This is a genomic window from Chloroflexota bacterium (assembly GCA_015478725.1).
In the GTDB taxonomy this organism is placed as follows: domain Bacteria; phylum Chloroflexota; class Limnocylindria; order Limnocylindrales; family CSP1-4; genus C-114.
This window is the reverse complement of the sequence record JADMIG010000009.1, coordinates 1-21,912: the sequence shown is the minus strand read 5'-3', so window position 1 is coordinate 21,912 and position 21,912 is coordinate 1. Positions and strand designations below refer to the sequence as shown.

Here is a 21,912-nt window from a genome sequence, read left to right as displayed (position 1 = left end):
AGGGGCGGAGGATCCGCGCCTCCCGATGGTGACCCCTCCGATGCTACCGGACCATCGACTCCGCGGCGCACCGTATCCTGTGAGACGACCTCACCACGGCGGGCGAGCGGCGCCCCTGGATCGCCGGATCGGACGTCGCGGCGACGAGCCGTGACCACGGACAGGAGATGAGATGCAGCTCGGGATGGTTGGGCTGGGGCGGATGGGCGCGAACATCGTCCGCCGGCTGATGCGCGGTGGCCACGAGTGCGTCGTCTGGACGCGGACCCCGGCGACCGTCGCCGGCCTCGCCACCGAAGGGGCGATCGGCGCCGCGGACCTCGACGACTTCATCGCGAAACTCAGCCTGCCGCGGGTTGCCTGGATCATGGTCCCGGCCGCCGCCACCCAAGGCATGATCGACCAGCTCGCAGCGCGGATGTCGCCCGGCGACACGATCATCGATGGTGGCAACAGCTACTACCACGACGACATCCGCCGGGCCAGGGCGCTCGCCGAGCGGGGCATCCACTACGTCGACATCGGGACGAGCGGTGGTGTCTTCGGGCTCGAGCGCGGGTTCTGCCTCATGATCGGCGGCGAGGACGAGACCATCGACCGGATCGATCCGCTCCTGCGGACCATCGCGCCCGGGGTCGCCTCGGCCGGGCGAACGCCGGGTCGCACGGGGACCCCGTCGCCGGCGGAGGAGGGCTATCTCCACTGCGGGCCGGCGGGCGCGGGCCATTTCGTGAAGATGGTCCACAACGGGATCGAGTACGGGATCATGGCTGCCTACGCGGAGGGCCTCAACGTCCTCGCCCATGCGAACGTCGGGAAGGTGGATCGCGCGGTCAACGCGGAGACGACGCCGCTCCGCGAGCCGGAGCTCTACCGCTACGACATCGACATCCCCGCCGTCGCGGAGGTGTGGCGGCGGGGCAGCGTCGTCGCCTCGTGGCTTCTCGACCTCACCGCCCAGGCACTGTCCGTCTCGCCGACGCTGGAGGGCTTCAGCGGTCGGGTCTCGGATTCGGGCGAGGGCCGCTGGACGATGCTCGCCGCGATCGACGAGGGGGTCCCGATCCACGTCCTCTCGGCTGCCCTCTTCGACCGCTTCGAATCTCGCGGCGAAGCTGAATTCGCGAACCGACTCCTGTCGGCGATGCGGAAGGAGTTCGGGGGCCACGATGAGCAGAAGCCAGCGGGCTGAATCGGGCCGGTCCCGGCGACCGGTCGCGTGACGATCGGCGGAGTACCGCCGCCGATCGCCCCACCGGCGGACACTCCGGGCGAGCGGTCCTATCGGGCGCTGCTCGGGGTCCCCTCCCTCGGGCGCGTCCTCCTCGCGATGCAGATCGCGCGGATCGCCGGCTCGATGCTCGGCGTCGCGACGGTGCTCTTCACGCTCGCCGCGTACCACTCGACGATCCTCGCCGGCGTGGTGACGTTCGCGAGCGTCGTCCCGGGCCTCCTCGTAAGTCCGATCGCCGGCGCCCTCCTCGACCGGCACGGGCGGGGCCGCCTCGTGGTCATCGACTACGTGGCCGCGATGGGCTCGCTCGTGCTCATCGGCGCGCTCGCCCTCGCGAATGCCCTGCCAGCCGCGCTCCTCGTCCTCATCGCGGCCGTCTCGTCGCTCACCGGCCCACTGAGCGCGACGGGGGTGCGGAGCCTCTTCCCGATCATCGTTCCGCGGCACCTCTGGGAACGGATGAACGCGGTCGATTCGGCCGGCTTCGTCGTCGCCTCGATCGTCGGACCGCCGGTCGCGGCCGGTCTCGTGGCGACGCTCGGCGGACCGAGGGCGCTCATCGTCATCGGCCTCGCCTTCGGGATCGCCGCCGTGGTCATGATCGGGATCCGGGAGCCGGAGTCGGTCGTCGCAACGACGGGAAGCCTGCTCCGGGACGCCTGGCTCGGCCTCCGCTACACGCTCGGGAATCCGACGCTTCGCGGTCTCGGGGCCGCGATCTCGACGCTCAACCTCGCCGGTGGCATGACGACGATCATGGTCCCGGTGATCGTCCTGCAGCGCCTCGGGCTCGGTGAGCTCGTCGTCGGGGCCGTCTTCGCGATCGAGGGGCTCGGTGGAGTCGTCGCGGCGTCGCTCATGGGCCGGATCGACACTCGCGGTCGCGAGCGCCTGCTCATCGGGCTGCCGATGTTCGCCTTCGCCGCCGCCTTCGGCGTGCTCCTGCTGCCCGGCGGCCTGTGGACGGTCATCGTCGCCCTGCTCGTCATCGGCGTGGCGAACGGGCCGATCGACGTCGCGATGTTCACCCTCCGCCAGCGCCGGACGGATCCGGCCTGGACCGGTCGGGCGTTCGCCGTCTCGATGTCGATCAACTATCTCGGCTCGCCGATCGGTTCCGTGCTCGCCGGGTGGCTCGTCGCCGCGTCGTTCGAGGGGACCGTCGGGGTCGCCGTCGCGGCGAGTCTGCTCGCTGCCGTCTTCGCGCTCCGGCTCATCCCCGGAGCGGCCGTGCCGATCAGCGAGGTGGAGGCGGGCGGCGGGCGCGCCATGCGATGACGCCGGCGCCGACGAGGCAGGCGAGGCCGATGAACTCCCAGAACGAGCTCCCGGTCATCACGCTTCCGCCGATCGCGCCGATGCCCTGACCGAACCAGACGATCCCGACGATGGCGAGGAGGGCGGCGACCGCGAGGCGTGGCCTGGACATCGCTCGTCGCACCTTCCGTGGGGGATGACTGTGGCCGCCACTCTACGCCGTGCCTCCGCCTCGGCGGCGATATCCTGAACGCCGAGGGCCGCCGACCGTGCGGGCCCGACAACTCCCTGAGCAGGCACGAGGTCGAGACGCATGTCGATCGAGGTGCGGCGCTCCGACGCCGAGACGGTGGACCTCCTCGCGGGACGCCCATGGGCCGCCCCGGAGGTCAGCGGCCTCCATCGCCTCCCGATGCACGCCGTGCCCCATCTCGATCGCCTGGACCTCGACGGCCGCTGGGCATTCCAGCTCGTGCGACGACCCGACGCCGCGCCGGGACCGGACTGGGGCGAGATCACCGTCCCGGGAGTGTGGACGATGCAGGACAGCGGCGACCTCCCGCACTACACGAACGTCCAGATGCCGTTCCCGGACCTGCCGCCGACCGTCCCGCAGGACAACCCGACGGGGATCCACGAGCGGACATTCGACCTTCCCGCGAGCTGGCCGGGACGCCGGATCGTCCTCCACGTCGGTGCCGCGGAGAGCCTCCTCATCGTCACGCTCAACGGCCGCGACGTCGGCCTGAGCAAGGATTCGCATCTCGCCGCGGAGTTCGACGTGTCGGATCACGTCCGGCCGGGTCGGAACACCCTCCGGCTCCGGGTGGTGAAGTGGTCCGACGCGACGTTCATCGAGGATCAGGACCAGTGGTGGCACGGCGGTATCACCCGCTCGGTCTTCCTCTACGCCACCGCGCCGGTCCACCTCGCCGACCTCGCGGTGACGACCGGCCTCGCCGACGATCTCGCGACGGGCACGATCGACGTCCGTGCCGTCGTCGGTTTCCCGGGCGAACGAGCGGAGCCCGGCTGGTCGCTCGAAGGTCGTCTCATCGATCCGGACGGACGGGAGGTCCTCGCGCTCCCGCGCTCGGAGCCGACGGTCGTCGATCATGGTGCGCCCGAGCGGGCGACGCCGGCCGAACGGCTCGTCGTCGCTCGCCGCGCGTGGGGTGAGGTCCTCGGCGCCGAAGACCGGGCGACGTTCGACGCCGTCCACGAACGGCTCGCCCCGCCGCTCGACGGCTCGCTCCGCTGGATCGCCGAGGTCCCCGATGTCGCCCCGTGGTCCGGCGAGCTCCCGACCCTGTACACGCTGATCCTCACCCTCCGCGGGCCGGACGGCGCGGTCGTGGAGAAGACGTCCATCCGGACCGGATTCCGGCGCGTCGAGATCCGCGGTCTCGACCTCCTCCTCAATGGGCGCCGCGTGCTCATCCGCGGCGTGAACCGCCACGATTTCGATCGCCACACCGGCCGGACCGTGTCGGTCGAGGCGATGCGCGCCGACCTGGTTCTCATGAAGCGGTTCGGGTTCAACGCAGTGAGGACCTCGCACTACCCGAACGACCCAGCGTTCCTCGACCTGTGCGACGAGCTCGGCCTGTGGGCGATCGCCGAGGCGGACATCGAATCGCACGCCTTCTGGGGCACGCTGTGCGACGACCCGCGCTACCTTGGCGCATGGGTGGATCGGGTGAGCCGGATGGTGACGCGCGATCGGAATCACCCATCCGTCATCCTCTGGTCGCTCGGCAACGAGTCCGGCCATGGGGCCAACCACGACGCCGCGGCGGGCTGGGTGCGCCGGGCGGACCCGTCGCGACCGCTGCACTACGAGGGCGCCATCCGCTTCGACTGGGCGAGCGACCAGGGTGTGAGCGACATCACCTGCCCGATGTATCCGCCGATCGACGCGCTCCTCGCCCATGCGCGCTCCGGGACGCAGCGCCACCCGCTCATCATGTGCGAGTACTCCCACGCGATGGGCAACAGCAACGGCACGCTCGCCGAGTACTGGGACGCCATCGAGTCGACGCCGGGCCTCCAGGGCGGCTTCATCTGGGAGTTCTGGGACCACGGCCTCGATCAGCGCCTGCCGGACGGCCGGGTCCGGGCCGCCTACGGCGGCGACTTCGGCGACCGACCGAACGACGGCAACTTCTGCCTCGACGGCCTCGTCTTCCCGGACCGCACGCCCAAGCCGGCCCTGGTCGAACACCGCCATCTCGCGGCTCCCGTCCGCATCGGGGTCACGGCCGAGACCGTCCGGTTCGGCCGGATCGCGATCCACAATCGCGCCGACTTCCGCGATCTCTCGTGGCTCGTCGCGCGGTACGCGCTGGCGGTCGACGGATCGACGGTCATCGAGGGCGAGATCGCCCTGCCTCCCCTCGGCCCGGGCGAACGAGACGTCGCGGATCTGGCCGGCTGGTCGGGGTGGGACCGGCACGCCGAGGGCACCGAGGCCTGGCTCACGGTGCGGTTCTCGACCGCGCGACCCGAACCGTGGGCGCCGGCCGGGACGGAGATCGCCGTCGCCCAGCTCCACCTCGACGGGATCGGGCTGTCCACGACGAAGGCCGCTCCGTCGGACGACGCGCCGGCGGCCGATTCCCGGCCCACCGGCCGCCCGCGCTCCGAGCAACCGCCAACCGACCTCCCGCCGGTCGCGCTCGATCCCGACGGCAGACTCGTCCACCCCCGCCTGGCGGTGCCGCCGGCGTTGAGCCTCTGGCGGGCGCCCACGGACAACGACCGGATCGGCGGCATGGCGGCGCGCTGGACGGCCCTCGGCCTCGATCGGCTCGAGCGGCGCCTCGTCGCGATCGAGCGGGACGGTGCCGCGATGCGCGTCCGTTCGGAGGTCGTGACCGCCGGCGGGAGCGTCATCCGCCACGAGCAGCGATGCAGCCCGCTCGACGACGGCGGGATCCGGGTCGAGGAGACGGCAGAGATCCCGCCCGAGCTCGCCGATCTCCCGCGCGTCGGGACCGTCCTCGAGTTCGCGCCGGGCCTCGAGGCGCTCGAGTGGTTCGGAGCGGGCCCCCACGAGACGTATCCGGATCGTCGCCGTTCTGGGATCGTCGGGCGCTGGCGTTCGACGGTCGCGGGCGAGTATGTGCCGTACATCCGCCCGCAGGAGAACGGCGGCCACGCGGACGTCCGCTGGGTCGCCCTCACGGACGCGGCCGGCCGGGGTGTCCGGATGGTGCTCGACGGACCGCGCCAGGTCTCGGCGAGCCATCATCGGGCCGTCGACCTGGCCTCGGCCGATCACGTCGAGGACGTCGTCGAGCGGGCCGAGACGGTCGTCCATCTCGACGCCGCCCATCGTGGCCTCGGCACCGCCAGCTGCGGCCCCGACACACTGCCGGAGTATCTCGTCGGGCCGGGCACGTATCGCTGGGCGTGGGAGCTCCGGCCGGTCGGGGACGGATCGCGATGACGATCGAGTGGGACGCCGGGCTCCGCCAGTTCCACCTGCGGAACGATCGGATCAGCTACCTCCTGCGGATCCTCGACAACGGGATGCTCGAGCATCTCCATCTCGGTCCCGCCCTTGCCGCGGGCCGGACGTACGGGCACCTTGGCCGTCGCGACTTCGCCGGCTTCACGAATCGCCTCGACGACCCGATCGCCCTCGAGCTCCCGACGTCGGGCCGCGGCGATTTCCGCGTGCCGGCCCTCGCGATCGAGGGTCCGGACGGCTCGACCGTCCTCGACCTGCGCTATGTCGAGCACCGGATCCTGCCGGGCAAGCCGCCGATCCCGGGCCTGCCGTCGACGTACGTCGAGGCGGACGACGAGGCCGAGACGCTCGAGCTCGTCCTCCGCGACGAACCGAGTGCGACCGTGGTCCGGCTCCTCACGACGATCTTCCGGGACGAGCCGGCGATCGCGAGGAGCCTGCACGTCCGCAATGACGGCGCCGCTCCGCTCCGCCTGCGGACCGTCATGAGCGCAAGCCTCGACCTGCCGGACTCGGACTGGATACTCCTCACCCTGAGCGGGGCCTGGGCGCGCGAGCGCCACGTGATCCGCCGGCCGCTCGCCCCCGGCCGGCAGTCCGTCTCGAGCCGCCGAGGCGCATCCGGCCACGAGCACGACCCATCGCTCGTGGTGGCCCGGCCGGCGACGACCGAATCGTGCGGCGAGGCGATCGGCCTGAGCCTCGTCTACTCCGGGAACTTCCTCGCCGAGGCGGAGGTCCACCTGTACGGGACGACCCGCCTCCGGCTCGGGATCGATCCTGAGACCTTCACCTGGACACTCGGCCCGGGCGAGGAGTTCGCCGCACCGGAGGCCATCGTCGTGTACTCGGCTGCCGGTCTCGGCGGCATGAGCGACGCGTACCACCGGCTCTACCGGTCGCGCCTGGCTCGTGGCGTGTGGCGCGACCGCGATCGGCCGGTCCTCATCAACAACTGGGAGGGCACGTACTTCGACTTCGACGAGGAGCGGCTCGTCGCCATCGCCGCCGTCGCTCGTGAGGTGGGCGTCGAGCTCTTCGTCCTCGACGACGGCTGGTTCGGGGCCCGCGACGACGACACGACCTCGCTCGGGGACTGGTTCGTGGACCGCCGCAAGCTGCCGAACGGGATCGACGGCCTCGCCCGCCGCATCGAGGCGCTCGGGCTCGGCTTCGGCCTGTGGATCGAGCCGGAGATGATCAGCGCCCGCAGCCGCCTCTTCGAGACGCACCCGGGCTGGGCGATCGCCATCCCCGGACGCGACCGGACAGAAAGCCGCCAGCAGTACGTCCTCGACATGAGTCGTCCCGAGATCGTCGACCACCTGTCCGGCGTCCTCGGTGACGTGCTCTCGAGCGCACCGATCTCGTACGTCAAGTGGGACATGAACCGGAACATCACCGAACCGTACGGCGGGAGCCTGCCGCCGGACCGCCAGGGCGAGTTCTTCCATCGCTACATGCTCGGCGTCTACGAGTTGTACCGGCGGCTGACGGCAGCGTTCCCGGACATCCTCGTCGAGTCGTGCGCCGGCGGTGGCGGCCGGTTCGACGCGGGGATGCTCGCGTTCGCGCCGCAGGGCTGGACGAGCGACGACACGGACGCGGTCGAGCGTCTCGCGATCCAGTGGGGCGCCTCCACGCTCTATCCGCTCAGCTCCATGGGGGCCCACGTGTCGGCCGTTCCGAACCACCAGACGGGTCGGATCACACCCCTCGCGACCCGCGCCGCGACGGCGTTCTTCGGTGTCTTCGGGTATGAGCTCGACGCGACCGCGTGGACGGACGCCGAGCGGCGCGAGGTGGCGGACCAGATCGCGTTCTACGTCGCGAACCGGGACGTGCTCCAGCGCGGGCGGTTCATCCGGCTCCAAGGACCGTTCGACGGCGACGGCAACCTCGTGGCCTGGATGGCAGTCGCCCCGGATCGGGGCCGGGCGATCGTCGGGCTCTACCGCGTCCTCAGCCATCCGAATCCCGGGCCGCGGAGGATCCGCCTGCGGGGCCTCGATCCCGCGTCCAGCTATCGGGTCCGGGCCTGGCCGGAGATCGACGACGCGACGAGCCGGGCGAACAGCGGGACGCGCGGCGGCGACGATCTCGAGCAGGCCGGCCTGATCCTCGACGTGGACCGCCACGCGCTCGCGGCCGAGGGCGACTTCTGGGCCCGGATCCTCGTCCTCGAGGCGATCGGCTGACGCCGCGGGGCCTCAGCCGAGGAGGAGGCGGATGGCGACGGTCAGACCGACGACGACGATGACCGTGCGCAGGACGGTCGACGGCAGGCGACGACCGATCCGCGCGCCGAGCTGACCGCCGGCGATCGAGCCCACGGCGAGGAGGACGGCCGGTGCCCAGGCGACGGGCGCGACGGCGATGAACATGACGGCCGCGACCCCATTGACGACCGCGGCGAGCCTGATCGAGGAGTGGGGGCTCGCCGGCCGTCGCTTCGGGACGATCGTCACCTGGTTCCTGCTCGGCGGCGACCTGTACACGGCGTACACCTTCGTCGCCGTGCCGGCGCTCGTCTTCGGCTCGGGCGCGCTCGGTCTCTTCGCGCTGCCCTACACGATCATCGTCTACCCGCTTGTCTTCCTCATCATGCCGCGCCTCTGGCAGGTCGCCCGCAACCGGGGCTACGTGACGGCCTCGGACTTCGTCAAGGATCGCTTCGACAGCCGGACGCTCGCGCTGCTCATCGCCCTGACCGGGATCCTCGCCACGATGCCGTACATCGCCCTCCAGATCCTCGGCATCGCCGTGGTGATCCAGGCGCTCGGGATCAACATCGAGGCGGCCCTCATCATCGCCTTCCTCGTGCTCGCCGTCTTCACCTACGTCAGCGGGCTGCGCGCCCCGGCGCTCATCGCGATCGTCAAGGACACGCTCATCTGGATCACCGTGATCGCGGCGATCGTCGTCATCCCGGCCAAGCTCGGGGGCTTCGGCGCCGTCTTCGCCGCGGTCCCGGCCGCCAAGCTGACGCTCCCGCCCTCGCTTTTCGCGGGCTACTCGACCCTGGCCCTCGGATCGGCTCTGGCGCTCTTCCTCTATCCGCACGCCATCACCGGGACCTTCGCCTCGAAGAGCCAGCATGTGATCAAGCGCAACGCGGCGTTCCTGCCGGCCTATTCGTTCCTGCTCGGCCTCATCGCCCTCCTCGGCTACATGGCCATCGCCGCCGGGATCAAGCCCGTCGCGCCGTACGGAGCGAACAGCGTGGTGCCGCAGCTCTTCCAGTTCGCCTTCCCGAGCTGGTTCGCCGGCTTCGCCCTGGCGGCGATCGCGATCGGCGCCCTGGTTCCCGCCTCGATCATGTCGATCGCGGCCGCCAACCTGTTCTGCCGCAACATCTACCGCGAGTACATCCGTCCCGACGTGACGCCCCGCGAAGAGGCGCAGGTCGCCAAGATCGCCTCGCTCGTCGTGAAGGTCGGGGCCGTCGGTTTCATCCTCATTCCCGGGTTGACCCAATACGCGATCACGCTCCAGCTCGCGGGCGGCGCCTGGATCCTCCAGACCCTGCCCGCGGTCTTCCTCGCCCTCTACGTCCCGTGGCTCGACCGCCGCGCCGTGATGGTCGGCTGGGCGGTCGGCATGGCGACGGGGACGTACTGGCTCCTCGCCAATGGCTTCAGCAGCTCGCTCTCCAGCTATCCGGTGGGTGGCGCCGGGGGGACGAAGCTCTACATCGGCCTCGTCGCCTTCGTCCTCAACCTCGGCGTCGTCGTGGTCGGAAGCGTCGCCGCGCATGCCGTCGGCCGGACCCGGACGGGTCGGGTCCTCAGCCACGCGGACTACGAGCCGGCCGTGCCCGCCGCCGGCATCGCGTAGGAAGCCCACATCGCGGAGAAGCCGAAGGGGGAGCACTCGCCGCCGCGACCGGACCGCCGTTCGCGCCAACCCCGGCGGCGGTCTCAGCGGGCGCGCATCCGGTTGTTCTTCGGGTCGTGGGTGACGTCCGCAAGGCCGAGTGCCTCGAGGAGCGGCGGGAGATACATGCCGAACCGGCCGCGGAGTCCCTTCTTCAGGCCGTACCAGCCGCCGACCGGGTTGTCCACGGCCCGCCCCCAGGCCTCCACGGTGCCTTCCGCCGCCGCCTTCTGCTCGTCCGCAGCGCCGAGTGGCATCCAGTCGCCGCGGGTCCTGAGCATCGCGTGGAGATCGTCGATCGCCCGCAGCCGATAGCGGAGCTGCGTGGCACCGACCTGACAGACGATGGCCGGCGGGTCGGAGGTCTCATACCATCGCGCGCCGGCGCAACGGAGGAACCGGCCCTCTCCGCTGAACGGGTGGATCCGCGATGACTATCGCGCGCCCCGGCGATGACCTCCGGCGGATGGGATCTCGTCGTGCGGCGGCTACGATCCGGGTCTGTCGTCGCGAGCGTGATTCCGGCGATCGGTACGGCCATGTGCCAGGATGACGAGGCGGTCCCGGGTGAACATCGATCGGACGGGGGCGTGGCGAACGATGCGTGACGAGCGCGATCGCCCGTCGGAGCTCGCCCGCCGTGCGATCCTCGAGGATGAACGGGGCTTCCTCGACGCCGTCATCGACGTCGCCGGCTCGCTGCTGTGCGTCATCGCTCCGGATGGCCGGTTCGTCCGCTTCAACCGGGCGTGCGAGATATCGTCCGGCTATCGCCGCGCCGAGCTGCCGGACTGCCCGTTCTGGGAGTACCTCGTGCCGGCCTCGGAGGCCGGCACGGTGAAAGCCGCGATCGGTCGCCTCCGGGCGGGGGAGCCTCCGGCCCCGAACGAGAACCACTGGGTCACCCGCGACGGAGCCATCCGACTCATCTCCTGGTCGAATTCCTGCTTCTTCGCCGCCGACGGCACGCTGAGCCACGTCATCAGCGCCGGGGTTGATGTCACGGACCAGCGCCGCGAGGAAGCGGCGCTGGCGGGGATCGAAGAGGCCGGCGACCTCCTCGCCAGGACCGGACCGACGGCCGACACGCTCGACGTCGTCCTCAGGTCGCTCGCCGAGCACATGGGCTACTCGTTCCTCGCCCTGTTCCTCGCCGACGACGGCCGCCTCCGCCTCCGCGCCCGGCGCGGGTACGAGGCGCTCGACGACGACTTCGACCCGAGTCGCGGCGTCGTCGGCCGCGCCTTCCGGTCCGGCGAACCGATCCTCCTGACGAACGTCGCCGAGGACCCGGACTACGTCGCCGGTCATCGTGCCGTCCGGAGCGAGATCGCGATGCCGCTCAAAGCGGAGGGCGTCACGCTCGGCGTCCTCTCGATCGAGGCGCCGGCCGAGGCTCCCCTCGACGCGGCGGACCTCCACCTCGCGGAGACGCTCGCCCATCGACTTTCGACGGCGCTCATCATCGGCCGGGACCAGCAGAACCTCGCCGATCGAGCGCGGTTGTTCGCCTCGCTCACTGGCTTCGCCAGGACTGCCGGCGGGGTCCTCGACTCCGAGCGACTGTGGCCGACGCTCGTCGACGCCGTGGCGGAAGTCATCCCCGCGGAGATCGTCGGGCTCACGGTGTTCGAGCCCGCGACCGGACGGTACGTCCTCCGGGCGGTCCGCGGTCTCGGCGAGGGTGCGATCGGCTCGGAGATCCGGCCGAACGAGGGTGGTGTGGGAAGGGCCATCGCAACGAAACAACTCGTCGTCTCGGACGCCCTTGGTCGGGCGGACTACGCGGGTGACCTCCGCGACAGGATCCCGGAGGACACGATCTCGTCGGCGGCGGTGCCGCTCGTCCATGACGGGGTGGTCATCGGCGCGATCACTGTCGCCCGCAGACAGGCGAACTTCAGTGCCTTTTCGCCGACCGAATGCGAGATCCTCGATTTGCTCGGTGCACAGGCGGCACTCGCCCTGGCGAACGCGGCGCTCGTCGAGGAAATCCGGGCGCTCGCCATCCGCGACCCGCTGACGGGCCTCTACAACCGCCGCCACTTCGACGCGAGCCTCGATCACATCATCGCTCGCTGGTCGCGCGATCGCGAGGGACGACGACCGGTCGCGGCGATCATGTTCGACCTCGACCACTTCGGGCGGTTCAACAACAAGCACGGCCATCAGGCCGGCGACGCGGTTCTCCGGGCGTTTGCCGGCATCCTCAAGACGCGGTTCCGGTCGGCCGATCTCGTCGCCCGCTATGGTGGCGAGGAGTTCGTCGCGATCCTCGAGGGCGCGGACCGCGATGGAGCGCTCACGGCGGCGGAGGACGTGCGGGCCGATCTCGCTGGCCGTCCGATCCTCGGTCCGGACGGCCAGCAGCTTCGGGCGACCGTCTCCGCGGGCTGTGCCGAGCTCGACTCGTCGGATCCCACCCGCGAGGCGCTCCTCAGCGCCGCCGACGTCGGATTGTTCATGGCCAAGCGAGCCGGCCGCGACCAGGTCGTCGCCGCCTGAGCGACGCCACCTCGGCGTGTTCCATCGCGACCGCCGCTGAGGGAGAGACAGGCCGCATGATCTGCTCGAGCTGCGGCACGGAGAATCGGGTCGGCGCGAAGTTCTGCACCGAGTGTGCCGCGCGCCTCTCGATCACGTGCCCGGCCTGCGGCGCGGCGAACCCGCCCGGGGCGAGGTTCTGCGAGGAGTGCGCCACGGCGCTCGGGAGCGCGGATCCCCGAGCGGTGCCCGAGGGGGCGCCGCCGCCGACCGCCGAGCGACGACTCGTCTCCATCCTCTTCGCCGACCTCGTCGGCTTCACCTCGTTCGCGGAGGGCCGCGATGCCGAGGAGGTCCGCGAGACGCTGACCGCGTATTTCGATCTCGCGACGGAGATCGTCGGGCGATACGGCGGCACGGTCGAGAAGTTCATCGGTGACGCGGTCATGGCGGTCTGGGGGACACCCACGGCCCACGAGGACGACGCCGAGCGCGCCGTGCGGGCCGCCCTCGATCTCGTCGACGGCGTCGGAGCCCTCGGGGTGCGTGCCGGGCTGGATCTCCTCGTTCGGGCCGGCATCCTCACCGGCGAGGCCGCCGTCACGATCGGCGCGACCAACCAGGGCATGGTCGCCGGGGATCTCGTCAACACCGCATCCCGCCTGCAGTCGATCGCCCTGCCCGGCTCCGTCGTCGTCGGCGACGCGACGCGACAGGCGGCCGGGGCGGCGATCGCGTTCGAACCGCTCGGCGAGGCCGTTCTCAAGGGCAAGGCTCTCCCGGTGCCGGCCTTCCGCGCGCTCCGCGTCGTCGCCGAGCGCCGCGGGACCGGTCGGACCGACCTCCTCGAGCCGCCGTTCGTGGGCCGCGCGGACGAGCTTCGCCTCCTCAAGGAGCAGTTCCACGCCACAGGTCGCGAGCGCCGCGCCCGCCTCGTCTCGCTCGTCGGTCAGGCCGGCATCGGCAAGAGCCGCCTCGCCTGGGAACTCGAGAAGTACCTTGACGGCGTCGTCGAGCCCGTCTGGTGGCACCGCGGGCGTTCGCCGGCGTACGGCGAAGGCGTGACGTTCTGGGCGCTCGGCGAGATGATCCGGCGACGGGCCGGACTCGCCGAAGGCGACGACGAGCCGACGACCCGCGCGGCGGTGGCGACGATGCTCGCGCGGCACATCCCCGATGCCGACGAGCGGCGCTGGATCGAGCCGCGCCTGTTCACGCTCCTCGGTCTCGAGGGCACGCCGCCCGGCGGCCGGCAGGAGCTGTTCGCCGCCTGGCGGACGCTCTTCGAGCGGATCGCGGCGGACGGGACGGTGGCCCTCGTCTTCGAGGATCTCCAATGGTCCGACGATGGACTCCTCGACTTCATCGAGCATCTGCTCGACTGGAGCGGCGCCCACCCGATCTTCGTCGTGACGCTCGCCCGTCCGGAGCTCCTCGACCGCCGTCCGGGCTGGGGGACGGACCGCCGGGGTGCGATCGCGATGCGCCTCGAGCCGCTCCACGAAACCTCGATGCGCGAGTTGCTCGGTGCCCTCGTGCCCGGCCTGCCGGAGATCGCGACGGCGCGCATCCTCGCCCGGGCGGACGGCATCCCGCTCTACCTGGTCGAGACCGTGCGGATGCTGGTTGCCGACGGTCGTCTCGCCCTCGGCGACGGCGCCTACCGGCCGATGGCCGACCTCGGCGACCTCGACGTGCCCGCGACGCTTCACGCGCTCGTCGCGGCCCGACTCGACGCCCTTCCGGCCCCCGATCGAGTCCTGGTCCAGGACGCGGCCGTGCTCGGCCAGTCATTCACCGTCGCCGCGCTCGCCGCGGTTACCGGAGAGGATGTCGCGACCCTCGCCCAGCGCCTCGCCGCTCTCGCGCGTCGCGAACTGCTCGTCATCGAGACGGATCCCCGCGCCCCGACGCGCGGCCAGTACGCCTTCGTCCAGGCGCTCCTTCGCGAGGTCGCCTACGGCACGCTCGCGAAGCGGGAGCGACGGTCCCGCCATCTCGCCGCGGCTCGCCACTTCGAGTCGCTCGAGGACGACGAGCTCGCCGGCGCGCTCGCGACCCACTACCTCGCGGCGTACCGCGCCGCGCCGGACGGACCGGAGGGTGAGGCCGCCGCGGCGCAGGCCCGGGTGTCGCTCCGCGCCGCGGCGGACCGGGCGGAGGCGCTCGGCGCGCTCGGCCAAGCCATCGACTGGCTCCGGGCGGCCGTCGACGTCGCGCCCGGACCGGCTGAGCGGGCGGAGCTCCTGCAACGGATGGGCGGCATCGAGGCGCTCGCGACGCGGTTCGACGACGCGGAACGGACCCTCGCGGCCGCTGCGGGAGCATCGCGCGATCTCGGCGACCGCGCCGCAGCCCTCCACGCGACTGCCCTCCTCGCCCAGACGCAGCTGTCCGCGGCGAGGATTTCCCGGGCGCTCGCCACCGTCGAGGCGGCTCGCGGCGAGGCGGAGGCGCTCGCCGACCAGCCGTCGGCCGCCGTCGCGGTCGCCGTCTTCTCGGAGGTCTATGCGCGGGCGGCCTTCCGGTCCGAGGGAGATGCGGTGGCCGTGGAATGGTCGGACCGCGCCCTGGCGCTGGCCGAGCCGCGCCGGCTCGACGAGGTCGTGGCGATGGCGCTCATCACGAAGGGATCGTCCCTCGTGAATCTTGGTCCGTATCGTGAGGGGATCGCGATCCTCAACGGCGCGTATCTCGACGCGCGCGCCCACTCGCTGCACGTGGCGGCGCTGCGGGCGGGTGTGAACCTCGCCGCGTTGCAGATGGACGTCGACCCACGGCTGTCCCTCGAATGGACGAAGGATGGGATCGCGACGGCGCGCAGATACGGCTTCAGCGCCTTCGCCCCGTATCAGGCCAGCAACCTCTTCGGCGCCCAGCGGACCGGCGACTGGTCGTTCATCCGTGAAGCCGCCGCGGAACTCGCGGGAACGATCCGCGATGAACCCACGATTCAGTGGGTGAATGACATGGGATCGTGGCAGGGGGCGTGGCGCGGCGAGGATCTGCGGGGACGCCCCGAGGGCCTCATCCGCGAGGCGGAGGAGGCGGGCGACCCGCAGTCGCTCGTTAATGGCTGCCTCTGGGCTCTCGAGGCGGCCTTCGCCGGCGAGGATTACCCGGCCGCGGTCGCCTACGGCCTGCGTCTCCTCGAGCACGCGTTCGCGAATCCCAACGCCCGGTTCTGGGTCGGTCGGGCGGCGCTCCACGCCGGCGACCGGGCCCTCGTCGACCGGGTGCTTGCGACCCTCGAGCCCAGCCTCGGCGGTGCGTGCGATGCGGACCTCGCCGCGCTGCAGGCAGGTCGAGCCGCACTCGATGGTTGGTCCGACGAGGCGGTCGCGGACTACCGCTCGGCGCTCGCCGTCTACCGCGACCTCGGCCTCCGCTTCGACGTCGCGATCACCGCTCTCGACATGGCCGCACTCGTCGGTCCGGGGGAGTCGGCGGTCCGGGCCGCCGCCGCCGAGGCGCGGCCGATCCTCGTCGAGCTCGGGGCCACGCCGGTCGTCGCCCGTCTCGACCGTCTCGTGCCACGGGCGGAGGAGCGCACGGACGCTGCCACGACGGCGAACACGGGGTCCACGGCGTCCACCGTCCCGGCCTGATCGCGATCGCGCGACGGCCCGCGCGCCAGCCCGCGCGCTCGGCGGGTCGGTGGTACGGTGGCCCGACCAGTGGTCGGAGGGGAGACATGGCGGGGTGGCACACGCGCCTGTGGCGGCGGATCCGGGTCGCACCGGGCGTCACGGTAAACCTTTCGAAGTCGGGGCCGAGCCTGTCCGTGGGCCCGCGCGGCGCGAAGGTGACCGTCGGCCGGCGCGGGATCCGCCAGACGGTCGGCATCCCGGGCACGGGGCTGTTCGCGACGAGGACGATCGCACCCGCGGCGGATCCTCCGCGGAACGCTGAGGCGACGGCGACCGCGCCGGCGACCGGCCACGTCCAGCACGTCGCCGAACCGGTCACCGGCACCGATGCGACCGTCGGTCCCTCGCCGGCGACGACCGTCGACTACATCCTCGCCGCGCTCCTCGGCCTTGTCGTCGGCCTGCTGGCCGCGGCCGGGGGATCGAACGCCGGTTCTGCGCTGCTCGCCGGGGCGACATCCGGACTCACCGGCCTCGCGTATGAATGGCTCGCCCACCACCATCCGCGAGTCGCGCGCACCCTTGTCTCGATCGTCGGCGGGCTCATCGCCCTCGCCTTCACGATCGCCGGTGCGATCCTCGTCGCGGCCCTCTCGGGCATCGCTCTCGGTCTCGCCGGATCCGGTCGGCGTCGTCGTCGACACCGGTAGACCGGACCCCGATCAGCCCGCCGGTGCAGTCCCGAGCGCCGTCCGCACCGCGGGCGCGACGATGGTCCCGAGGAGTTCGATCGACCGCATCACCTGGGCGTGCGGCATCCCGCCGCCGATCATCTGGAGCAGGAAGCGATCGTGGTGGAAGATGTCGTGCTGGAAGAGGATCTTGTCGATCACCTCCTGCGGACTTCCGACGAAGTTCGCGCCACGGAGCGTCCGCGATGCGTCGTACGAGGCGCGGTCCAGCGGTGCAAAGCCTCGCTCGCGGGCGATCCGATCCATCAGCGTCGCGAGGGGTGGATAGGCCTCCTCGGCGGCGCGCTCGGTCGTGTCCGCGAGGTAGCCGTGGGAGTTGATGCTCAGGGCAGGCGGGGGGACGTGCCCCGCCTCGCGGGCTGCCTGACGGTGGATCTCGGCGAACGGAGCGAACCGCTCCGGCAGCCCGCCGATGATCGCGAGGGCCATCGGCAGCCCGAGTGATCCCGCCCGCCAGGCGGACTCCGGCGTGCCACCGACCGCGATCCAGACCGGGAGCGGATCCTGGATCGGTCGTGGATAGACGCCCCGGTCGTCGATCGCCGCCCGGTGGCCTCCCGACCACGACACGCGCTCGGCGGCGCGGATCCGGAGGAGCAGGTCGAGCTTCTCGGCGAACAGCGCGTCGTAGTCGCGGAGGTCGTAGCCGAACAGCGGGAACGACTCGATGAACGACCCGCGGCCGGCCATGATCTCCGCCCGTCCGCCGGACAGGAGGTCGAGCGTCGCGAACTCCTCGAAGACTCGGACGGGATCGTCCGAGCTGATGACACTGACGGCGCTCGTCAGCCGGATCCGGCTCGTCCGTTCCGCCGCCGCCGCGAGGACCACGGCTGGCGCGGAGACCGCGAAGTCCGGCCGGTGGTGCTCGCCGACGCCGAAGACGTCGAGGCCGACCTCATCGGCGAGGACGATCTCCTCGACGAGGTCGCGAATCCGCTCGCCCGGGCTCGTCCGGCCGGTGACCGGATCCGGCGCGAGCTCGCCGAAGGTATAGACGCCGATCTCCACGGTCCCTCCAGAGGCTGGCAGCTGTGCGGGGCGATGGTAGCGGCGAGGATCGTCACCGGTCGACCCGGCCCTCGCCGACTCCATGCTCGTGCGCGCCATCATCGCCGCGTTCGGGCAGTACCTGGCCGTCGCCGTGATCTGGTCCGTCCCCGATCGCCGGATCGAGCGGACCATCGCCCGCTGAGGTGGTCGGCCGCCGCCGGATCAGGCCCTCAGCCGGTCGCGATCCGCTCCCAGACGAGCGGCTGCACGCCTCGTCGACCGCCCGCGACCAGCGGGTCGGTGCTGAGCGTGAGGACACGCCCGTCGTCGGAGAGCGAAACGTGGCGCCGCTGCGTCCCGCCGACCCAGTTCGGGAAGAGGCTGATCGCAACCTCGTGGACCACGTCGTTGCCGTCGATCGCCGGCCGGTCGGCGGCGGAGATCGTCGTGATGATCGTTCCCTCGATCGTGTAGACGATCAGGCCCACCGGTTCCGCGCCCATGACGAAGCCGACCGATCCATCGTCGAAGGCGGTGTCCCATCGCTGCAGGCGCCACGCGCCCACGAGATCGCCTGCCGTGAGCGGGAGATTCGAGGAGCGTTCCGCTGCGTTGCTCACGTCGCAGAGCATAGGCACGTTCCGCATGGATCCGCACGCTTCGTCGAGAGCCCTGTTGGACGTCCTCCGCATTCCTGCCGAAGCCGTACACCGGGCCAGGGCTCGCCGAGGCCGTGCGAAGCGTTCTGGACTCGCCGGGCGCCTGACGCGATCGCCACGGGACGTGCGTCGGGTCGTCGACCCGTCGTGCCGCGGGCTGAGTTGAGCGTCGAAGAGAACGCTGTCGGCGGATCCGACGGCCCTCAGCCGCTACCAGGCGGCCGTCGCCGACGGGCCAAGCGCGGAAGTCGGAACCGCGTCGCGAGCTTCGATGGTAGCGAGCCGCACGACGATGGCCAGAGCCACGCGCGGGCGGACCTCGGGGCGACGAACGCCAACCCGGCCGCCTGACCGCCGGGCCGCAGGATCTCGATTCCGTCAAACGACCGCCAGGCGCGCACTCGTCCGCGAGCATCGGGTCGATCCGGGGTCGGGACCGAGCGCTGAGCGTGAGACGACGCGCAGAGCGCGGTCAACTCCTGCCATCGGACCGCCTGGAGAACGTGTGTCGCGATCCGGCTGACCAGCGTGCGCCTGGTGACCACCTGTCAGGAACGGGCGGTCCCGCCACCGCCGGGATCACCATCGGCCGGCGGATCGAGACGATCGGCTCAGACACCGCCAGCCATTGACATGTCAATACTCCCACGGGGTATACAGATCCCGTGTCAAGTGGTAGGATTCGTTCCAAGAGGGCCTGTCAAGACTTGACAGGCCCGCAGCCATGTCCGGCAGGCGCTGCCGACGAGCCTCACGGGACCGGAACATCGAACCTCCGGCCTTCGTCGTCGGTACCACCAGGCAGACAGCGGGAGGTCCCACCACGGCGGTCGGCGTTGCGGCGGAAGTGAAGAGCCGGCTCCAGGTCGCGGACGTCGTCGGCGAGACGGTGACGCTGCGGAAGGCCGGCCAGACGTTCAAGGGCCTCTGCCCGTTCCACGGCGAGAAGACGCCGTCGTTCGTCGTGACACCCGCCCGCGAGAGCTGGAAGTGCTTCGGCTGTGGCCTCGGCGGGGACGTCTTCAGCTTCGTCATGCAGCGGGACGGAGTGGGCTTCCCGGAGGCGCTCCGGACGCTCGCCGCGAAGGCCGGCGTGGAGCTCGACGAGCGGACCTCCCGCGATGATGCCCGTCGGGCCAGGCTCCACGAGGTCCTCGAGACGGCGATCGCCTTCTATCACGCGGTGCTGACGGGCTCGAAGCTCGGCCAGCCCGCCCTCGACTATCTGCGGGGCCGGGGCTTCACGGACGAGACCATCTCGCGCTTCCAGCTCGGCTGGGCGCCGGGCGGCTGGGACACGATGAGTCGGCAGCTCGAGATCAAGCGCGGCGTCAAGCCCGGCGAGCTCGCGGAGGTGGGCCTCACGACGGCGCGCGAGGGCCGGCGCGGCGCCTACGACCGCTTCCGCGAGCGGATCGTCTTCCCGATCCGTGACGCCAGCGGGGGAGCGGTGGGCCTCGGTGGCCGGTACCTCGTCGCGGACGGCGACACGGCGGACCATGGCCCCAAGTACCTGAACTCGCCGGCGACGCCGCTCTTCGACAAGAGCCGGACGCTCTATCTCATCGACCGGGCGAAGGGCCCCATCCGGAAGGGTGGCCAGGCGGTCATCGTCGAGGGGTACACGGACGCGCTCATGGCGCACCAGGCGGGCTTCGACACGGTCGTGGCGAGCCTCGGGACGGCGCTCACGCCCGGCCAGGTCGCCCTCCTCACCCGCTATGCGAAGCGGATCGCCCTCGCCTACGACGTCGACCCGGCCGGCCAGAGCGCGGGGACCTTCGGGGTGACCGAGCTCAACGCCCTCATCAGCGAGGTCCAGGCCGGCGAGGCCGGACTCGGGCTCACGGATGTCGGCGTCGTCCGGCTGCCGGAGGGCAAGGACCCGGATGAGGTGATCCGCGAGACGCCGGACCTGTGGCGCGAGGCGGTCCGGACGCCGGACCCGATCCTCGCCTACCTCATCGATCATCACGCCTCGCGGTTCGACGTTCGGACCCCGGAGGGTCGCGACCGGCTCGTCGCCGCGGTGCTGCCGACGCTCCGCCGGGTCGGCAACCCCACCGTCCGCGACACGTACCTCCAGCTCCTCGCCCGCCGATCCACCGTCGACGAGCGGACGCTCCTCGAAGCGCTCCACCAGGCGCCGCGAGGCGAACCGGGACGGATGGCCGGACCCGGCAGGGCGGGCGATGCCCCCGACCACGGCGGCGTTCGCCTCACGCTCGAGGCGGTCCGCGCCGCCCAGGAGCAGGTGAGCCCGGACGAGGTCGTGCGCTCGATCACGCCGGTCGAGCAGGAGCTGCTCCGACTCATGCTCCTCGTCCCGGACGAGCAGCCGCGGGTCGCGATCGCCCTCCGGGACGCCGGCCTGGACCTGCCGAGCACGGTGGCCCGGGAGCTCCATCGGGCGATTCTCCATCAGCGCGGTCTCGATGGCGACGAGGGCATGGAGGCGATGCCCGCCCGGTTCGTCCGGGGCGCCCTCCTCGACGCGCTCGATCCCGAGACGCGGGCGCTCGCGATCGCGCTGTACGCGCGCTCCGGCCCGGATCCGGCCCAGCTGCCGGCCGAGCGGATCGCCTACGCCATCGACAAGTGCCTCCTCACCCTGGAGGCCGATCAGCTCGAGGAACGGATCGCCTACACACAGGCGGAGCAGGCGGACGCGGAGCTCCGCGGCGACCGCGAGGCGATGCATCGCCTTCTCGACCAGGAACGGCAGTACCACGAGGCACGCCGCTCGCTCGATCGCCGAGCCGAGCTCACCCATCTCCTCACCCGATCCGCTGGAGGCAGAGCATGACCGTCGATCCCACCGACAAGCTCCTCGTCGAGGCCGTCCTCAGCCGTCCCCGCCGGGCGAAGGCGGATCTCGAGGCCGCCCGGCTCGCGAACATGCGGGTCATCAAGACCCCAGTCGTGGAGCTCGACGAGGACGACGACGACCTCGACCCGCGTGCGCCCGAGGGAATCGTCGACGCCCCGGATCTCGCCGTCGAGGTGATCGGGGAGGCCGACCCGATCGTCGTGGCCCTCGTCGACGCCCCGGCGAAGCTCGACGCGAAGGAGCTTGGGGAGCCCACGGCGGAGGAGCTCGAGGCGCTCTCCGCGGACATGATCGGGATCGACGACCCGGTCCGGATGTACCTCAAGGAGATCGGCAAGGTCGCCCTCCTGACGGCGGAGGAGGAGGTCGTCCTCGCCAAGGCGATCGAGCTCGGCGAGTTCCTCGTGGACGCCCCGTGGAAGGGGATCGTCTCGCTCCACGAATGGACGCTCCACGATACCGAGCGCAAGACGCGGACGGCGAAGACCCAGCATCGGCTCCCGCTCGGGGCCGAGGCGACGACGATGGTTAACGACGCGGTCGCCGACGAGGGCGCCGCGGACCTCCTCGTCCCGACGCCGGACTTCCACCTGACGAAGGCGGCCAAGGACGTCCAGAGCGAAGGGACGAAGACCCTCCTCCGCGAGGCGCGGCACCTCGTCACGGACTACAACGAGAAGCGCGACACGGCGTCCTTCGTCAAGCTCCTCGACTGGGCCTACCTGGCCGTCCACAACGGCGACCTCGACTCGCGCGACAACA

General features: G+C 71.5%; 14 protein-coding genes and 1 pseudogene. 10 read left to right on the top strand and 5 right to left on the bottom strand.

All coding sequences use genetic code 11. From position 1 onward, the window contains the following. Positions 1-172 precede the first annotated feature (172 nt). Both gnd and IVW53_07840 read left to right on the top strand, forming a co-directional pair. The gene (gene gnd, locus IVW53_07845) at positions 173-1,192 is read left to right on the top strand and encodes a decarboxylating 6-phosphogluconate dehydrogenase (protein MBF6605476.1); all 1,020 of its coding nucleotides are present in this window, start codon (positions 173-175) and stop codon (positions 1,190-1,192) included. Positions 1,193-1,219: 27 nt separating this feature from the next. Continuing rightward, positions 1,220-2,512: an MFS transporter gene (locus IVW53_07840; GenBank protein ID MBF6605475.1), complete on the top strand. Its 1,293-nt coding sequence runs from the start codon at positions 1,220-1,222 to the stop codon at positions 2,510-2,512. Here the strand turns inward: IVW53_07840 and IVW53_07835 are convergent. Next, on the bottom strand, positions 2,472-2,663 hold the full coding sequence (locus IVW53_07835) for a hypothetical protein (protein MBF6605474.1): 192 nt from the start codon (positions 2,661-2,663) through the stop codon (positions 2,472-2,474). The genes IVW53_07840 and IVW53_07835 overlap by 41 nt on opposite strands. A gap of 240 nt (positions 2,664-2,903) precedes the next feature. On the opposite strand from IVW53_07835, the gene IVW53_07830 reads away from it, so the two are divergent. Further along, positions 2,904-5,942 (top strand): DUF4981 domain-containing protein, encoded by a 3,039-nt coding sequence (locus IVW53_07830; GenBank protein MBF6605473.1) that lies wholly within the window; start codon positions 2,904-2,906, stop codon positions 5,940-5,942. Then, positions 5,939-8,164, top strand: coding sequence for an alpha-galactosidase (locus IVW53_07825; protein MBF6605472.1), 2,226 nt, complete (start codon positions 5,939-5,941; stop codon positions 8,162-8,164). The genes IVW53_07830 and IVW53_07825 overlap by 4 nt, the downstream gene beginning before the upstream one ends. Before the next feature lie 12 nt (positions 8,165-8,176). Here the strand turns inward: IVW53_07825 and IVW53_07820 are convergent, their stop codons facing one another. Then, positions 8,177-8,350: a TSUP family transporter gene (locus tag IVW53_07820; GenBank protein ID MBF6605471.1), complete on the bottom strand. Its 174-nt coding sequence runs from the start codon at positions 8,348-8,350 to the stop codon at positions 8,177-8,179. Here IVW53_07820 and IVW53_07815 point away from each other — a divergent pair. Continuing rightward, positions 8,343-9,803, top strand: a complete 1,461-nt coding sequence (locus IVW53_07815; protein MBF6605470.1) for a sodium:solute symporter — start codon at positions 8,343-8,345, stop codon at positions 9,801-9,803. The genes IVW53_07820 and IVW53_07815 overlap by 8 nt on opposite strands. An 83-nt stretch (positions 9,804-9,886) precedes the next feature. On the opposite strand, the gene IVW53_07810 is transcribed toward IVW53_07815, so the two are convergent. Then, positions 9,887-10,267 carry a hypothetical protein gene (locus IVW53_07810; GenBank protein MBF6605469.1) on the bottom strand — a complete coding sequence of 127 codons (381 nt, stop codon included), beginning with the start codon at positions 10,265-10,267 and terminating at the stop codon, positions 9,887-9,889. A 142-nt stretch (positions 10,268-10,409) separates the two neighbouring features. Between IVW53_07810 and IVW53_07805 the strand changes: the two genes are divergently transcribed. From IVW53_07805 to IVW53_07795, 3 genes and pseudogenes are all read left to right on the top strand, one after another. Further along, positions 10,410-12,347, top strand: coding sequence for a diguanylate cyclase (locus IVW53_07805; GenBank protein MBF6605468.1), 1,938 nt, complete (start codon positions 10,410-10,412; stop codon positions 12,345-12,347). 56 nt (positions 12,348-12,403) lie between these two features. Further along, entirely contained in the window at positions 12,404-15,934 is a 3,531-nt protein-coding gene (locus IVW53_07800) for an AAA family ATPase (protein MBF6605467.1), read from the top strand. Positions 15,935-16,020: 86 nt separating this feature from the next. Continuing rightward, positions 16,021-16,191 (top strand): annotated as a pseudogene (locus IVW53_07795) (DUF4236 domain-containing protein). Positions 16,192-16,638: 447 nt separating this feature from the next. Here IVW53_07795 and IVW53_07790 read toward each other — a convergent pair. Continuing rightward, a complete protein-coding gene (locus IVW53_07790; protein ID MBF6605466.1) occupies positions 16,639-17,679 on the bottom strand; it encodes an LLM class flavin-dependent oxidoreductase in 1,041 nt (346 codons plus the stop codon). Between the two features lie 212 nt (positions 17,680-17,891). Then, positions 17,892-18,281 carry a lipocalin-like domain-containing protein gene (locus IVW53_07785; GenBank protein MBF6605465.1) on the bottom strand — a complete coding sequence of 130 codons (390 nt, stop codon included), beginning with the start codon at positions 18,279-18,281 and terminating at the stop codon, positions 17,892-17,894. An 886-nt stretch (positions 18,282-19,167) separates the two neighbouring features. Between IVW53_07785 and dnaG the strand changes: the two genes are divergently transcribed. Beyond that, positions 19,168-21,126, top strand: a complete 1,959-nt coding sequence (gene dnaG / locus IVW53_07780) for a DNA primase (GenBank protein ID MBF6605464.1) — start codon at positions 19,168-19,170, stop codon at positions 21,124-21,126. Then, on the top strand, positions 21,123-21,912 hold a 790-nt coding region (locus tag IVW53_07775), incomplete at its 3' end, for a hypothetical protein (GenBank protein MBF6605463.1). The genes dnaG and IVW53_07775, both read left to right, overlap by 4 nt.

Excerpts from the sequence above, each read along its gene's own strand:
- gnd (MBF6605476.1), top strand. The coding sequence starts at position 173 with ATGCAGCTCGGGATGGTTGGGCTGGGGCGGATGGGCGCGAACATCGTC.
- IVW53_07835 (MBF6605474.1), bottom strand. The coding sequence starts at position 2,663 with ATGTCCAGGCCACGCCTCGCGGTCGCCGCCCTCCTCGCCATCGTCGGG.
- IVW53_07830 (MBF6605473.1), top strand. The coding sequence starts at position 2,904 with ATGCACGCCGTGCCCCATCTCGATCGCCTGGACCTCGACGGCCGCTGG.
- IVW53_07825 (MBF6605472.1), top strand. The coding sequence starts at position 5,939 with ATGACGATCGAGTGGGACGCCGGGCTCCGCCAGTTCCACCTGCGGAAC.
- IVW53_07815 (MBF6605470.1), top strand. The coding sequence starts at position 8,343 with ATGAACATGACGGCCGCGACCCCATTGACGACCGCGGCGAGCCTGATC.
- IVW53_07820 (MBF6605471.1), bottom strand. The coding sequence starts at position 8,350 with ATGTTCATCGCCGTCGCGCCCGTCGCCTGGGCACCGGCCGTCCTCCTC.
- IVW53_07800 (MBF6605467.1), top strand. The coding sequence starts at position 12,404 with ATGATCTGCTCGAGCTGCGGCACGGAGAATCGGGTCGGCGCGAAGTTC.